This is a genomic window from Actinomadura xylanilytica (assembly GCF_030283145.1).
GTDB classification, from domain to species: Bacteria; Actinomycetota; Actinomycetes; order Streptosporangiales; family Streptosporangiaceae; genus Spirillospora; species Spirillospora xylanilytica.
Window position 1 is genome coordinate 1,268,908 of sequence record NZ_JASNWE010000001.1, and the last position, 13,685, is coordinate 1,282,592.

The 13,685-nt window shown below is 74.2% G+C and carries 15 protein-coding genes; 8 read left to right on the forward strand and 7 right to left on the reverse strand.

Annotated features, from left to right (window positions below; genetic code table 11):
* The 5 genes from QP090_RS05925 (at position 1) to QP090_RS05945 (ending at position 5,573) form a co-directional block, all read left to right on the forward strand.
* A complete protein-coding gene (locus QP090_RS05925; protein ID WP_285937455.1) occupies positions 1 to 1,458 on the forward strand; it encodes an aldehyde dehydrogenase in 1,458 nt (485 codons plus the stop codon).
* On the forward strand, positions 1,455 to 2,195 hold the full coding sequence (locus tag QP090_RS05930) for an SDR family oxidoreductase (protein WP_285937456.1): 741 nt from the start codon (positions 1,455 to 1,457) through the stop codon (positions 2,193 to 2,195). The genes QP090_RS05925 and QP090_RS05930 overlap by 4 nt, the downstream gene beginning before the upstream one ends.
* The gene (locus tag QP090_RS05935; protein ID WP_285937457.1) at positions 2,192 to 3,040 is read left to right on the forward strand and encodes an NAD(P)-dependent oxidoreductase; all 849 of its coding nucleotides are present in this window, start codon (positions 2,192 to 2,194) and stop codon (positions 3,038 to 3,040) included. The genes QP090_RS05930 and QP090_RS05935 overlap by 4 nt, the downstream gene beginning before the upstream one ends.
* Positions 3,033 to 3,446, forward strand: a complete 414-nt coding sequence (locus QP090_RS05940) for a carboxymuconolactone decarboxylase family protein (RefSeq protein ID WP_285937458.1) — start codon at positions 3,033 to 3,035, stop codon at positions 3,444 to 3,446. The genes QP090_RS05935 and QP090_RS05940 overlap by 8 nt, the downstream gene beginning before the upstream one ends.
* A 156-nt stretch (positions 3,447 to 3,602) precedes the next feature.
* Complete coding sequence (locus QP090_RS05945; protein ID WP_285937459.1) at positions 3,603 to 5,573, forward strand: beta-propeller domain-containing protein; 1,971 nt, start codon at positions 3,603 to 3,605, stop codon at positions 5,571 to 5,573.
* A gap of 37 nt (positions 5,574 to 5,610) precedes the next feature.
* On the opposite strand, the gene QP090_RS05950 is transcribed toward QP090_RS05945, so the two are convergent.
* The 3 genes from QP090_RS05950 to QP090_RS05960 all read right to left on the reverse strand — a co-directional run bounded on the left by QP090_RS05950 (position 5,611) and on the right by QP090_RS05960 (position 8,706).
* The gene (locus tag QP090_RS05950) at positions 5,611 to 6,723 is read right to left on the reverse strand and encodes a D-alanine--D-alanine ligase family protein (RefSeq protein WP_285937460.1); all 1,113 of its coding nucleotides are present in this window, start codon (positions 6,721 to 6,723) and stop codon (positions 5,611 to 5,613) included.
* Positions 6,724 to 6,796: 73 nt separating this feature from the next.
* A complete protein-coding gene (locus QP090_RS05955) occupies positions 6,797 to 7,786 on the reverse strand; it encodes an NAD(P)H-dependent glycerol-3-phosphate dehydrogenase (RefSeq protein ID WP_285938589.1) in 990 nt (329 codons plus the stop codon).
* 17 nt (positions 7,787 to 7,803) lie between these two features.
* On the reverse strand, positions 7,804 to 8,706 hold the full coding sequence (locus tag QP090_RS05960) for a lysophospholipid acyltransferase family protein (protein WP_285937461.1): 903 nt from the start codon (positions 8,704 to 8,706) through the stop codon (positions 7,804 to 7,806).
* A gap of 88 nt (positions 8,707 to 8,794) precedes the next feature.
* On the opposite strand from QP090_RS05960, the gene cofC reads away from it, so the two are divergent.
* A complete protein-coding gene (cofC, locus tag QP090_RS05965; RefSeq protein WP_285937462.1) occupies positions 8,795 to 9,466 on the forward strand; it encodes a 2-phospho-L-lactate guanylyltransferase in 672 nt (223 codons plus the stop codon).
* Between the two features lie 97 nt (positions 9,467 to 9,563).
* A complete protein-coding gene (locus QP090_RS05970; RefSeq protein ID WP_285937463.1) occupies positions 9,564 to 9,782 on the forward strand; it encodes a hypothetical protein in 219 nt (72 codons plus the stop codon).
* Between the two features lie 125 nt (positions 9,783 to 9,907).
* On the opposite strand, the gene QP090_RS05975 is transcribed toward QP090_RS05970, so the two are convergent.
* The 4 genes from QP090_RS05975 to leuC all read right to left on the reverse strand — a co-directional run bounded on the left by QP090_RS05975 (position 9,908) and on the right by leuC (position 12,865).
* Positions 9,908 to 10,186: an HU family DNA-binding protein gene (locus QP090_RS05975; RefSeq protein ID WP_285937465.1), complete on the reverse strand. Its 279-nt coding sequence runs from the start codon at positions 10,184 to 10,186 to the stop codon at positions 9,908 to 9,910.
* A 157-nt stretch (positions 10,187 to 10,343) separates the two neighbouring features.
* Positions 10,344 to 10,577, reverse strand: a complete 234-nt coding sequence (locus QP090_RS05980) for an SCO5555 family protein (RefSeq protein ID WP_285937466.1) — start codon at positions 10,575 to 10,577, stop codon at positions 10,344 to 10,346.
* A 226-nt stretch (positions 10,578 to 10,803) separates the two neighbouring features.
* Complete coding sequence (gene leuD, locus QP090_RS05985) at positions 10,804 to 11,400, reverse strand: 3-isopropylmalate dehydratase small subunit (protein WP_285937467.1); 597 nt, start codon at positions 11,398 to 11,400, stop codon at positions 10,804 to 10,806.
* A gap of 13 nt (positions 11,401 to 11,413) precedes the next feature.
* Positions 11,414 to 12,865 carry a 3-isopropylmalate dehydratase large subunit gene (leuC, locus tag QP090_RS05990; RefSeq protein ID WP_285937468.1) on the reverse strand — a complete coding sequence of 484 codons (1,452 nt, stop codon included), beginning with the start codon at positions 12,863 to 12,865 and terminating at the stop codon, positions 11,414 to 11,416.
* A 96-nt stretch (positions 12,866 to 12,961) separates the two neighbouring features.
* Here leuC and QP090_RS05995 point away from each other — a divergent pair, with 96 nt between their 5' ends.
* A complete protein-coding gene (locus QP090_RS05995) occupies positions 12,962 to 13,681 on the forward strand; it encodes an IclR family transcriptional regulator (protein ID WP_285937469.1) in 720 nt (239 codons plus the stop codon).
* Positions 13,682 to 13,685 lie beyond the last annotated feature (4 nt).

The following is a 13,685-nucleotide window of genomic DNA, read 5'->3' on the forward strand; positions in this document are numbered from 1 at the left end:
TTGTTTGCCGATCCTTCCCCCCTCCTCCTGGACGGACGGACCGCCCCCGGCTCCGGCGGAACGTTCGCGACACTCGACCCGGCGACCGGCGAGGTGCTCGGCGCCGCCGCCGACGCCACCGCCGCCGACATGGACGCGGCCGTCGGCGCCGCCCGCCGGGCGTTCGACACCTCGGCCTGGTCCACCGACCTCGCGCTGCGGGTGCGCTGCCTGCGGCAGCTCGGCGAGGCCATGGCCCGGCACGCCGGCGAGCTGCGCGAGCTCACGATCAAGGAGGCGGGCGCCCCGCGCTTCCTGACCTACGGCGCCCAGCTCGACGGGCCCGTGGAGGCCCTCGGCTGGTTCGCCGGCCTCGCCGAGGGCTACGCGTGGGAGACCGACCTCGGCCGCGCCGAGCCGATGGGCATGCCGAGCCACCGCCGGGTCCGCCGGGAGCCGGTCGGGGTGGTCGGCGCGATCACCCCGTGGAACTTCCCGCACCAGATCAACCTGGCCAAGCTCGGCCCGGCGCTCGCGGCCGGCAACACCGTCGTCCTCAAGCCCGCGCCCGACACGCCCTGGTGCGCCGCGGTGCTCGGCACGCTGATCGCCGAAGAGACCGACATCCCGCCCGGCGTGGTCAACGTCGTCACCTCCTCCGACCACGCCCTCGGCGCGCAGCTCGCCGAGGACCCGCGCGTCGACCTGGTCTCGTTCACCGGATCGACCGCGACCGGCCGCGAGGTGATGGCCACCGCCGCGGGGACGCTCAAGAAGGTGTTCCTGGAGCTCGGCGGCAAGTCGGCCTTCATCGTGCTGGACGACGCCGACCTGCGCGCCGCGTGCTCCTACGCGGCGTTCGCGGCGGTGACGCACGCGGGCCAGGGCTGCGCGATCACCACCCGGCTGCTGGTCCCCCGCGCCCGCCACGACGAGGCGGCCCAGAGCACCGCCCGGACGCTGCACAGGCTCGGGCCCGGCGACCCGTCCGACGAGGGGACGATCTGCGGGCCGGTCATCTCGGCCCGCCAGCGCGACCGGATCGAGGACTACCTGCGGCTCGCGCGGGAGGAGGGCGGCGAGTTCGCCTGCGGCGGCGGCCGTCCGGCGGGCCGCGACCGGGGCTTCTGGATCGAGCCGACCCTGGTCACCGGGCTGGCCGCCGACGCCCGCGCGGCCCGCGAGGAGATCTTCGGCCCGGTCCTGGTGATCTTGCCGCACGACGGCGACGACGACGCGGTCCGCATCGCCAACGACTCCCCGTACGGGCTGTCGGGCGCGGTGCACGGCGGCGCGGAGCGGGCCCGCGCGGTCGCGGCGCGGCTGCGCACCGGCACGGTCAGCGTGAACGGCGGCGTCTGGTTCGGCCCGGACGTCCCGTTCGGCGGCTACAAGCAGTCGGGCATCGGCCGCGAGATGGGCGTGGCCGGGTTCGAGGAGTATCTGGAGACCAAGGCGATCGCCGAGGGAGTCTCATGAACGGCAGGTTCGAGGACAGGGTCGCGATCGTCACCGGCGCGGCCGGCGGGATCGGCGAGGCCTACGCGCGGGCACTGGCCGCCGAGGGCGCCTCGGTGGTCGTCGCGGACGTGGACGGGCGCGGCGAGGCGGTCGCCGCCGACATCAAGGGGCTGTTCGTCCGGACCGACGTGTCCGACCCCGCGTCGGTGGAGGCGATGGCGTCGGCCGCGGTGGACCGCTTCGGCGGCATCGACCACCTGGTCAACAACGCCGCGATCTTCGGCACGATGAAGCTGGACTTCCTGTTCACCGTCGACTGGGACTACTACAAGCGGTTCATGGCGGTGAACATGGACGGCGCGCTGCTGTGCGCTCGGGCCGTCCACCCGCACATGCGGGCGCGCGGCGGCGGCTCCATCGTCAACCAGTCGTCCACCGCCGCCTGGCAGTACTCCGGCTTCTACGGGCTGGCCAAGGTCGGCGTCAACGGCCTCACCCAGCAGCTCGCGCACGAGCTCGGCGGCATGAACATCCGGGTGAACGCGATCGCGCCCGGCCCGATCGACACCGAGGCCAACCGCGCCGTGGTTCCCGGCGACATGTCGCAGAAGATCGTCCGCGACCGGATGGCGGTCAAGCGGATGGGCACCCCGGACGACCTGGTCGGGATGTGCCTGTTCCTGCTCTCGGACGCGGCGGGCTGGGTCACCGGGCAGATCGTCAACGTCGACGGCGGCGAGGTGTTCCGGTCATGACCGGGGCGTTCATCGGGCTCGGGCAGATGGGCGCGCCGATGGCCGGGCACCTCACCGGACGCGGCCTGGTCGTCCACGACACCCGCGCCGAGGCGGTCGCGCCGCTGGTCGAGGCGGGCGCCCGCGCCGCGCGGAGCGTGGCCGAGGCCGCCGCGCACGCCGACCTGGTGTCGGTGATGGTCCGCGACGACGCCCAGGTGCGCGAGGTCGCCGCCGAGGTGCTCGCCTCGGCCCGTCCCGGCACCGTGCTGGCGATCCACTCCACCATCCGCGCCGGGACGGCCGAGGACCTCGCCGAACGCGCCCGCCCGTACGGCATCGAGGTGGTCGACGCCCCGGTCAGCGGCGGGTTCATGGGCGCGACCGCGGGCACCCTCGCGGTCATGGTCGGCGGCACGGACGAGGCGTTCGAGCGCTGCCGCGAGCCGTTCGGCGCGTGGGCGGACCTCGTCCTGCACATGGGGCCGGCGGGCGCCGGCACCCGCACCAAACTGGCCCGCAACCTGCTGCACTTCGCCGCGTTCTCCGCCGCCGCGGAGGCGCAGCGGCTGGCCGAGGCGTCCGGGGTGTCGCTGCGCAAGCTGGCCCGGGTCGTCCGGCACACCGACGCCATCACCGGCGGCGCCGGGTCGATCATGCTGCGCGGCAGCACCGCTCCGCTGGAACCGGGCGACGACCTGATCGGCGTCCTGCGGCACGTCCGCGACCTCGGGGAGAAGGACCTCGCGCTCGCCCTCGAACTCGCCGGCGAGCTCGGCGTGGACGCCCCGTTCGCCCGCCTCGCGCTCGACCGCTTCGCCGCCGGCCTCGGGCTCGGCCCGGACGAGGAGGACCCGCATGGATGACCGCCGCGCGCGCGGCCTGGACATGATGCGCCAGGTGTACGGCTGGGAGATCGGCGACGCCCCCGGCGACTTCTTCGGCATCACCGTGGACCACCTGTTCGGCGACATCTGGACCCGGGAGGGCCTCAGCCTGCGGGATCGCCGGCTGCTGATCATCGGGATGCTGGCCGGGCAGGGCCTCAACGACGTGCTGGACATCCAGATCCCGGCGGCCCTCGCCAACGGCGAGCTGTCCCCGGCCGAGCTGCGCGAGACCGCGATCTTCCTGACCCACTACGTCGGCTGGCCGCTCGGCTCCCGGCTCAGCGTCCAGATCGACACCCTGATCGCCAAGCACGAGAAGCAGACGGCCGGGAAGGCGCGGGAGACCGAGGAGGCGGAGAAGGAACCCGGCCGGGACGGGTGACCCGCAGGTCGATCCAGCCGGTCATCGCCGCCTCGCGGCAGTCGTCGGCCGCGCTCGGCGGGAAGTGCGGGTCCCCGGCCCGACAGCCTGGGCGACGATCGCCGGGAAATCGCCGGAGGCCGGGAACGGGTCTCCCCGCCGGAACGTCCAAGCCCAATGCGCCCCCGCATCCTCACTCCCCTCGCCCCGGCCGCGGTGCTGCTGCTGGCCGGCTGCTCCGGGTCCGGCGGCGACGCCGAGACCACCGCTCCCCCGATGCGGCTGGTCGCCTATGACGACTGCGACTCCCTGCTCGGCGGCCTGCGCACGGCGACGTCCCAGCGGGTCGGCCCGTACGGGCTGGACGGCGCGACCCCCTACGGCGCGACCCTGGACGGCGGCATGGCCAGGTCCAAGGCCATGGCCCCGAACGCGCCGGACGCACAGGCCGCGCCCGCCGAACAGGACGCCGCCGCGTCGCACTCGGGCACCAACACCCACGAGCCGGACGCCGACGAGCCCGACCTGGTCAAGACCGACGGCCGCCGGATCGTCGCGCTCGCGGGCCGCCGCCTCCAAGTGGTCGACGCCGCGAGCCGCAAGGTCACCGGCACCCTGGACCTGCCGGACCGGACCCGGCTCGGGCCGGGCGGCGGCGGCAACGCCCAGCTCCTGCTCAGCGGCGACCGCGCCCTGGTGCTCTCCCCGGAGAACCCGGTCATGACGCGCGGCCCGGACGACGGCGCCATGCCCGTCCCCGCCGCGCCGCGGACCCGGCTGACGCTGGTCGACCTCGCCGGAACCCCGAAGGTCGCCGGCACGATGTCCACCCGGTCGACCTACGTCGACGCCCGCCAGACCGGCAGCGTGGCGCGCGTGGTGGTCCAGTCGGCCCCGCAGATCAGGTTCCCCGTCCCGCCCGGCGGCCGGGCCCCCGGGCGGGCGGCCGTCGAACGCAACCGCGAGACCGTCCGCGACGCCCCGCTCGACGCGTGGCTGCCCACCTTCCAGGTGAGCGGCCCGAGCGGGACCGCCAAGACGTACACGGTGCCGTGCGAGCAGGTCAGCCGTCCCGCGTCCTACACCGGCGCCACGATGCTCACCGTGCTGACGCTCGACCTGGCCCGCGGCCTCGGCGACCCGGCGCCGGTGAGCGTCGCCGCCGACGGCCGGACGGTGTACGGCACCGGGTCGAGCCTCTACATCACCGGTACTCCCCCGGTCCCGCCGCGCCCGGACCGTCCGCCGGAGGTGAGGCCGGTCGCGGCGGAGCGCACCGACGTGCACAAGTTCGAGATCCGCGGCCCGGGACGGCCCCGCTACGCGGCGTCCGGCTCGGTCGCCGGGTCCTTGCTGAACCAGTACTCGATGTCGGAGTACGGCGGGAACCTGCGCATCGCGACGACGACCACCCCGGTGTCCGCCGGCGTCCGCCGGGACCTGGAGCGGCCGGCCGCCACGGCCGCGCCCTCGCCGCCGCGCTCCGAGAGCGCCGTGCGCGTGCTCGCGCAGCACGGCGCGCGGCTCGACCTCGCGGGCGAGATCGGCGGGCTGGGCAGGGGCGAGCGGATCTACGCGGTCCGGTTCCTCGGCCCGGCGGCGTACGTGGTGACGTTCCGGCAGGTCGACCCGCTGTACGTGGTCGACCTCAGGAACCCGGCCCGGCCGCGGGTCAGCGGCGAACTGAAGATCAGCGGCTACTCGGCGTACCTGCACCCGATGGCGGACGGGCGGCTGCTCGGCGTCGGCCAGGACGCCGGCCCGTCCGGACGCGTCCGGGGCACGCAGGTGTCGCTGTTCGACGTGAGCGCGGCCCCGCGCCGCGTCGGCGCGTTCAAGCTGCCCGGCTCGTCGGCCCAGGCCGAGTTCGACCCGCACGCGTTCCTCTACTGGCCGCGGACCGGCCTGACGGTCGTGCCGGTGACGCGCGGCGCCACCGGGGCGAGCGAGGCGCTGGTCCTCAAGGTCGACGGCGGCGGCGTGCGCCGGCTCGGGAGCGTCGAGCATCCGGGGAACGACTACGCGGGCTCGATCCGCCGCTCACTGCTCGTCGGCGGCACCCTCTGGACGTTCTCCGACGCGGGCGCCCGCGCCACCGACGCCGCCTCCCTGGGCCAAGGCGCCTGGCTCCCCTTCACCGCCGGCTGACCCGCCGCCCCTCCGCCGGGGGCGGGGGGCGGCACGGTCAGCGAAGGCCGGTGGGGCGGGTCAGGGCGGTCTGTATGAGGCGGTCGACGAGCGCCGGGTAGTCGAGGCCGCCGGCCGCCCACATCTGCGGGAACGCCGAGGTCGGGGTGCAGCCCGGCATGGTGTTGATCTCGTTGAGGATCCAGCGCCCGTCCGGGGTGTAGAAGAAGTCGACCCGGGCCAGCCCCTCGCAGTCGAGCGCGTCGAACGCCCGCGCCGCGAGCCGCTGGACCTCCTCGATCGCCTCGGCCGGCAGGTCGGGCGGGATCGACAGCCGCAGCGAGGCGTCGAGGTACTTGCTCTCGAAGTCGTAGAAGTCGTGGTCGCCGGCCATCAGCACCTCGGCCGGCGGGCCGGCCTCGGTGGGGGCGTCGTCGCGTCCCTCCAGCACGCCGCACTCGATCTCGCGGCCGACGATCGCGGCCTCCACGATCACCTTCGGGTCGTGCTCGCGGGCCGCCTCGATCGCGGCCTCCAGCTCGTCCTCGGCGGCGACCCGGGTGATGCCCATGCTCGACCCGGCCCGCGCGGGCTTGACGAACACCGGCAGGCCGAGCTCGGCGACCTCGTCGAGCTTGCGCTTGCGCTCGCGCCGCCACTCCCGGTCGCCGATCATGACGTACGGGCCGACCGGCAGCCCCTGCGCCTGCCAGACCAGCTTCATGAAGCCCTTGTCCATGCCGACCGCGCTCGCCAGCACCCCGGCGCCCACGTAGCGGACGCCGGCCAGCTCCAGGAGGCCCTGGATGGTGCCGTCCTCGCCGTACGGGCCGTGCAGCAGCGGCAGGACCACGTCGACGTCGCCGAGGGCGCGCGGCACCTGGCCGGGCTCGACCACCATCAGGCCGCCGGCGGACGGGTCGAACGGGAGGGCCAGCGCGTGGCCGGAGCCGTCGACCTCGGGCAGCGCGCCGTCCTCGATCGCCAGGCGCTGCGCGCCGGAGGCGAGCACCCACCGGCCGTCGCGGGTGATGCCGATCGGCACCACCTCGTAGCGGTCCCGGTCGATGGCGGCCATGAAGGCGCCGGCGGTCACGCACGAGATGGCGTGCTCGGAGCTGCGCCCGCCGAAGACCACGGCCACACGGATCTTGGAAGATACCTGGGACATGATGCCCGACCTTACCGGTGATCAGCCCGGACCGGCCACGAGCGGGCCGCGCCGCCGGTCGGACCCGCAGCGCTCAGACCCCGTAGCGCTCGGGCTTCGGCGACCGGGAGATGAGCGAGACGGCCGCCTCCTTGATCGGCATGCCGCCGTACAGCACCGCGACGACCGCCTCGGTGATCGGCATCTCCACGTTGTGCTTGCGGGCCAGCTCATGCACCGCCTCGGAGGACTTGACCCCCTCGGCCGTCTGCCGGGTGACGGTGATCACCTGGTCGAGGGTCATCCCGCGGCCCAGGTTCTCGCCGAAGGTGCGGTTGCGCGACAGCGGCGAGATGCACGTGCCGACCAGGTCTCCCATCCCGGCCAGCCCGGCGAAGGTGTGCTCGTCGGCGCCGAGCGCGGCGCCCAGCCGGGCGATCTCGGCGAGCCCCCGGGTCATCAGCAGCGCTTGGGTACTGGCGCCGAAGCCGAGGCCGGCCGCCATCCCCACGCACAGCGCGACGATGTTCTTCACCGCGCCGCCCACCTCGCAGCCGATCACGTCGGTGGAGGTGTAGACGCGGAAGTAGGGGGTCATGGTGGCGGCCTGGAGCCGCTGCGCGGTGCGCTCGTCGACGCACGCGGCGACGGCCGCGCCGGGCTCGCCGGTGGCGATCTCACGGGCCAGGTTCGGGCCGCAGAACGCCGCCACCCGTTCCGCGGGGACGCCCGCGACCTCCACGATCACCTCCGACATCCGCCGGGTGGTGCCGAGCTCGATGCCCTTCATCAGGCTGACCAGCACCGCGTCCGGGGGCAGCAGCTCCGTCCAGCCGGACAGGTTCTGCCGCAGCGTCTGGGCGGGCACGGCCAGCGCGACGAAATCGGCGCCGGCGAGCGCCTCGGCCGGGTCGAGCGTGGCGCGGATCCCCTCGGGCAGGACGACGCCGGGCAGGTAGTCGGGGTTCTCGCGCCGCTCGTTGATCGCCTCGACCACCTCGGGACGGCGGCCCCACAGGGTGACCTCGCCGCCCGCGTCGCGCAGCATCTTGGCGAAGGTGGTGCCCCAGGACCCCGAGCCCATCACCGCGGTACGGAAGGTCACGAGGCGGCACTCCCCTTCGCCCCGGCCTCAGGCTCAGGGTCGGACGCGGGCCCGGGCACGGGCTTGGCGGCGGGCTCGCAGGCGGGCTCGGCCTGGGCCCGGACGGTCTCGGCGGCGGCCGGCGCGGGGCTCTCGGCGGCCAGGGCCCTGCGGCGCTCCTCCAGGACCTTGTGGTGGTCGAAGGCCCGGCCCGGGGGCTCCTCGCCGCGCAGCTCGCCGAGCAGCGCGGTGATCTCGCGCATGATGTCCTCGGTCGCGGCGTGCAGCGTCTCCTTGGTGAGCGGCAGGCCGGCGTAGGGCGACAGGTCGACCGGCGGGCCGGCGATCACCTTCATGGTCTTGCGCGGGAACGGGTGGAAGCCCTTCTTCAGGCTCCCGGCCAGCCCGCGCTGCTCGGCCTTCTTGTACGGCAGCAGTTCGTGCGCGCCCCAGTTCGCGACCGGGACGACCTTCGCGCCGGTCTTCAGGGCCGTCCGCGCCACCCCGGTCTGCCCGGTCATCGGCCACAGCTCGGGGTCGCGGGTGCAACTGCCCTCGGGGTAGAACATCAGGCACTCGCCGTCGAGCAGGGCCTGCTCGACGTCGCGGAGCGCGTTCGCGGCGTCGGCGCTGTCGCGGTGGACGGGGATCTGGCCGGTGCCGCGCAGCACGCCGCGGAGGATCCCGACGTCGAAGAGCGTCGACTTGGCCAGGTAGACCGGGTAGCGGCCGGCCTCGAACACGAAGTGGGCCAGCGCCAGCGGGTCGGACTCGGAGATGTGGTTGGCGGCGATGATCACGCCGCCGGTCCCGGGCACGTTCCCGCGGCCCCGCCAGTCCCGCCGCAGCAGGCCGTGCAGCAGCGGGCGCAGGATGACGATCGTGAGCTTCCGCCAGGCCGGCGAATAGCCGTGGCCCATGCCCGTCCCCTCCTTGCCTGTCGGTCCCCCGCGTGAACGCGGGGTGTCCTCAAGTGTCGCGGTTGCGTGCGCATAGTGTCGAGTTGCCATGTCTACAGCAGGGGGCGGCGCGCCCCATCTCCAGTGGTCCCTCGTCGTGCCCGTCAAGGTGCTCGCGCGAGCGAAGACCCGCATGTCCGGGGCGGCGGGCCCGCACCGTGAGGCCCTCGCCCTCGCGGTCGCCACCGACACGGTCGCCGCGGCGCTGCGCTCCGCGCGCGTCCGCGATGTGATCGTGGTCACAGACGATCCCCTTCCGGCGGCCGAGCTGGCCGCCCTGGGCGCCCGGATCGTGCCCGACGAGCCCGATTCCGGTCTCAACCCGGCCCTGGTGTACGGGGCGGGACGCGGCCGGGAGGCGTTCCCCGGCGCGGGCGTGGGGGCGCTGTCGGCCGATCTCCCCGCGCTGCGACCCGGCGAGCTGGACCGCGTGCTGGAGGCGGCGGCGGAGGCGCCCGAGGCGTTCGTGCCGGACGCGCTGGGCATCGGCACGACCCTTTACACGGCCCGTCCGGGCGTGCCGTTCTCGCCCGCGTTCGGCGGCGACTCGCGCGCCGCGCACCGCGCCCGCGGCGCACGGGAGCTGTTGCTCCGCGATATCGACAGCGTACGTCGTGACGTCGACACCCTGGACGATCTGAAGGCCGCCCTGGCGCTCGGCACCGGCCCGCGGACGGCCGGCGTCGCCGCACTGCTCCCCGCCCTGCGCGCCCCCGCCTGACCGGAAGTCCGGGAGATGAGGGGGCTGGGAGCCGCAGGCCGGGCGTCGGTGCCACGGCCGGGCGGCGGTGCGGTGGGGCGGCGGATAGGCTGCTCGCATGCAGGCGACAGTGCGCGCTTACGACGCCGGGACGCGCTCGGGGAGCGTGCTGCTCGACGACGGGACCGAGCTGGCCTTCGACGGCGCGGCGTTCGCGGCGGGGGGCCTGCGCCTGCTGCGCTTCGGCCAGCGGGTCAATCTGGCGCTCGACGGCGGCGGCCGGGTGTCGGCCATCACCCTGTCGACGTTCCCGCTGCCCCCGTCCCCGCCCGCCTGACCGCCTGACCGCCTGACCGGCCGACCGGCCGACCTGCCGACCGGCGCCGCCGGAATGCGGTACATCCGTGAACGCGACAGCGCCCGGGTCCGTTTCGGAACGGTCCCAGGCGCTGTCGTGGCAGGTTACTTCTTCCCGGCCACCAGGTTCTTGAAGTCCGCACCGGCCTTGAACTTCGGCACGGACGTCGCGGGGACCTGGATGGTCTTGCCCGTTGCGGGGTTACGGGCCGTACGGGCAGGCCGGTCGGCCTTCTCGAACGATCCGAACCCGGTGATCGCGACCTTGTCGCCCTTGGCGACGGTGGTCTGGATGGTCTCCAGGATGGCGTCGACGGCCTCGGCTGCGGCCTTCTTGCTGCCCAGCCGGTCAGAGATGGCGTCGACCAGCTCACGCTTGTTCATGGGTTACTCCTCTAGTTCCCCCCTTGCCCGAACGAAACTAAGGGAGCCTCTCCATGTACACAATCACCTGAACACAAGAGTTGCCGTGTCGCTGGCGTTTATGTCGGTCTCGCCCCCGTCTCGCCGGGCAGCCGGACCGGATCCGGCCACTCGCACGTTACCGGGGCCCGGGGGCGTCGCGGAAATCGGCCAGGAAGGTCTCCAGCCTGCGCGCGGCCAGGTCGGAGTCCCTCTTGGCGAGATCGGTGATCGCCAAGAGGTGCCTGATGAGCCGCTGCCGGGTCTCCGCCGGCAGCGGCGCGACGAGCCGGTGGGCGTCCCGCAACTGCTCCGCGAGGAGCGTCAGGGCGGGGTCGTCCCACTCGGGTCGGGTCCACGGGACCGGGCTCACTGGCGCCCCCAAACGGTTCGAGCGTGTCTCCGCACCCGGGAATTGTCCTCTGTGCGGTGGAACGGCCGTTCATCCGGGGGGTCCGCGGCCGGGCGCGTCGTCCCGGGGCCGGCACGCCGGCACCCGTCCGGGACGGCCGGGGCGGGCCGTCCCGGACGGGCTCGGGACGCGGGCGCGGACACCGCCCGGGGCGGGCGGGGGCGACCCCGCCCGCCGTGCGGCGGGATCAGGCGGTGACCGGCAGCCAGGCCGGCCGGGCCTTCTCGAATTCGCCGACGCGATCGGCGTGGCGCAGGGTCAGTCCGATGTCGTCCAGGCCCTCCAGGAGCCGCCAGCGGGTGTAGTCGTCGATCTCGAACGGGGCGGCGAGACCGGTTCCGTCCGCGCCGCGGACCTCGCGCGCCTCCAGGTCGACGGTGAGCTCGGCGGCCGGGTCCCGCTCGGCCCCGGCCTGGAGCGCCTCGACGGTCTCGGCGGGCAGGACGACCGGCAGCAGCCCCATCTTGGTGGCGTTGTTGCGGAAGATGTCGCCGAAGCGCGGCGCGATGACGACCCGGAAGCCGTACTGCTGGAGCGCCCAGACCGCGTGCTCGCGGGACGAGCCGGTGCCGAAGTCGGGCCCGGCGACCAGGATTCCCGCGCCCTGGTACTGCGGCTGGTTGAGCACGAAGTCCGGGTCCTCGCGCCAGGCCGAGAACAGGCCCTTGTCGAAGCCGGTGCGGCTGACCTGCTTCAGCCAGACCGCCGGGATGATCTGGTCGGTGTCGACGTTGCTGCGGCGCAGCGGGACCGCGCGCCCGGTGTAGGTGGTGAACGCTTCCATTCGGCTCGTCCCTTTACAGATCGGTCTCGTTCTGGGGGGACGACCCCCCAGACCCCCCGGCGGCTGCGCCGAGGTCTAGGGGCGCAGCCAGGCGCCCGGTCACGGCGGTGGCGGCGGCTACGGCGGGCGACACCAGGTGGGTGCGCCCGCCCGGTCCCTGCCGGCCCTCGAAGTTGCGGTTGGAGGTCGAGGCGCTGCGCTCCCCGGGCGTGAGCTTGTCGGGGTTCATCGCCAGGCACATCGAGCAGCCCGCCTCGCGCCATTCGGCGCCGGCGGCGGAGATGACCTCGTCCAGCCCCTCCTCCTCGGCCTTCTTCTTGACCTCCATCGAGCCGGGCACGACCAGCATGCGGACGCCGTCCGCGACCCGGCGGCCGGCCAGCACGTCCGCGACGGCGCGCAGGTCCTCGATGCGGCCGTTGGTGCAGGAGCCGACGAAGACGGTGTCGACGGCGATCTCGCGCAGCGGGGTGCCGGCGGTCAGGCCCATGTACTCCAGCGCCCGCTCGGCGTTCTGCCGGGCGGCCGGGTCGTCGTAGGAGGCCGGGTCGGGCACCGAGGCGCCGAGCGGCAGCCCCTGGCCGGGGTTGGTGCCCCAGGTGACGAACGGGGTCAGCTCGGCCGCGTCGATCACGACCTCCCGGTCGAAGACCGCGTCGTCGTCGGTGCGCAGGGACGTCCAGTACTCGACGGCCCTGTCCCAGTCCACTCCCGCGGGCGCGTGCTCGCGCCCCTTGAGGTACTCGAAGGTGGTCTCGTCCGGGGCGATCAGGCCCGCGCGGGCGCCGGCCTCGATGGACATGTTGCAGACCGTCATGCGGCCTTCCATCGACAGCGACCGGATCGCCTCGCCGCGGTACTCGATCACGTGTCCCTGGCCGCCGCCGGTACCGATCCGCGCGATGATCGCGAGGATCAGGTCCTTGGCGGTGACGCCCGCGGGCAGCGCGCCGTCCACGGTCACGGCCATCGTCTTCGGCCGGTTCTGGGTCAGCGTCTGGGTGGCCAGGACGTGCTCGACCTCGCTGGTTCCGATGCCGAAGGCCAGCGCGCCGAACGCGCCGTGGGTGGAGGTGTGCGAGTCGCCGCAGACCACCGTCATGCCCGGCTGGGTCAGCCCGAGCTGCGGGCCGATGACGTGCACGATGCCCTGCCCGGCGTCGCCCATCGGGTGCAGGCGGAGGCCGAACTCGGCGCAGTTCTTGCGCAGCGTCTCGACCTGGGCGCGCGACACCGGGTCGGCGATCGGCTTGAGCAGGTCGGTGGTCGGGACGTTGTGGTCCTCGGTCGCGATGGTCAGGTCCGGGCGCCGGACCGGGCGGCCCGCCATCCGCAGGCCGTCGAACGCCTGCGGGCTGGTCACCTCGTGGACCAGGTGCAGGTCGATGTAGAGGAGGTCCGGTTCACCCTCGGCACGTCGTACGACATGCGCGTCGTACACCTTCTCGGCCATTGTGCGGCCCATCGCTCCACCTCACCTTGTCGTCTCCGGCGCGCCGGTGCGCCGTGGTCCGGGTCACCTCGACTTGCATCTCAAATTACGAGACGGCAATATCAAGACATGGACAACTCTAGCGGAGTCGGCGTACTTGACAAAGCGGTTCTGGTCCTGAACGCGCTGGAGGCCGGTCCGGCCTCGCTCGCCCAGCTCGTCCAGACCACCGCCCTGGCCCGCCCGACGGCCCACCGGCTCGCCGTCGCACTGGAGCACCACCGGCTCGTGCACCGCGACACGCAGGGCCGTTTCATCCTCGGCCCGAGGCTGGCCGAGCTGGCGGTGGCGGCGGGCGAGGACCGCCTCCTCGCCATCGCCCAGCCGATTCTCGCGCAGTTGCGCGACCTGACCGGCGAGAGCGCCTCGCTCTTCCGCCGCCAGGGCGACGTCCGGGTGTGCGTGGCGGCGGCCGAGCGGACCAGCGGCCTGCGCGACACCATCCCGGTCGGCGCGGCGCTCCCGATGACCGCCGGGTCGGCCGCCCAGATCCTGCTCGCCTGGGAGGAGCCGGACCGGATGCACCGGGGCCTGCGCGGCGCCAAGTTCGAGGCGACCACCCTCGCGTCGGTGCGGCGCCGCGGGTGGGCGCAGAGTGTGGGCGAGCGGGAGCAGGGCGTCGGGTCGGTGTCGGCGCCGATACGGGGCGCGGGTGGACGGGTGATCGCCGCGGTCTCCGTCTCCGGCCCCCTGGAGCGCCTCACCCGCTCCCCCGGCCGCCTGCACGCGGGCCCGGTGATGGCCGCCGCCGAGAAGGTCTCCGAGGGCATGCGCCGCACCGCCTCCTGACCGT

Coding starts and splice junctions, on each gene's coding strand:
- QP090_RS05930 (WP_285937456.1), top strand. CDS start 1,455: ATGAACGGCAGGTTCGAGGACAGGGTCGCGATCGTCACCGGCGCGGCC.
- leuD (WP_285937467.1), bottom strand. CDS start 11,400: ATGGAAGCGTTCACCACCTACACCGGGCGCGCGGTCCCGCTGCGCCGC.
- QP090_RS05950 (WP_285937460.1), bottom strand. CDS start 6,723: ATGTCCCAGGTATCTTCCAAGATCCGTGTGGCCGTGGTCTTCGGCGGG.
- QP090_RS05935 (WP_285937457.1), top strand. CDS start 2,192: ATGACCGGGGCGTTCATCGGGCTCGGGCAGATGGGCGCGCCGATGGCC.
- QP090_RS05940 (WP_285937458.1), top strand. CDS start 3,033: ATGGATGACCGCCGCGCGCGCGGCCTGGACATGATGCGCCAGGTGTAC.
- QP090_RS05955 (WP_285938589.1), bottom strand. CDS start 7,786: ATGGGCTCGGGGTCCTGGGGCACCACCTTCGCCAAGATGCTGCGCGAC.
- QP090_RS05970 (WP_285937463.1), top strand. CDS start 9,564: ATGCAGGCGACAGTGCGCGCTTACGACGCCGGGACGCGCTCGGGGAGC.
- QP090_RS05960 (WP_285937461.1), bottom strand. CDS start 8,706: ATGGGCCACGGCTATTCGCCGGCCTGGCGGAAGCTCACGATCGTCATC.
- cofC (WP_285937462.1), top strand. CDS start 8,795: ATGTCTACAGCAGGGGGCGGCGCGCCCCATCTCCAGTGGTCCCTCGTC.
- QP090_RS05995 (WP_285937469.1), top strand. CDS start 12,962: ATGGACAACTCTAGCGGAGTCGGCGTACTTGACAAAGCGGTTCTGGTC.
- leuC (WP_285937468.1), bottom strand. CDS start 12,865: ATGGGCCGCACAATGGCCGAGAAGGTGTACGACGCGCATGTCGTACGA.
- QP090_RS05945 (WP_285937459.1), top strand. CDS start 3,603: ATGCGCCCCCGCATCCTCACTCCCCTCGCCCCGGCCGCGGTGCTGCTG.
- QP090_RS05975 (WP_285937465.1), bottom strand. CDS start 10,186: ATGAACAAGCGTGAGCTGGTCGACGCCATCTCTGACCGGCTGGGCAGC.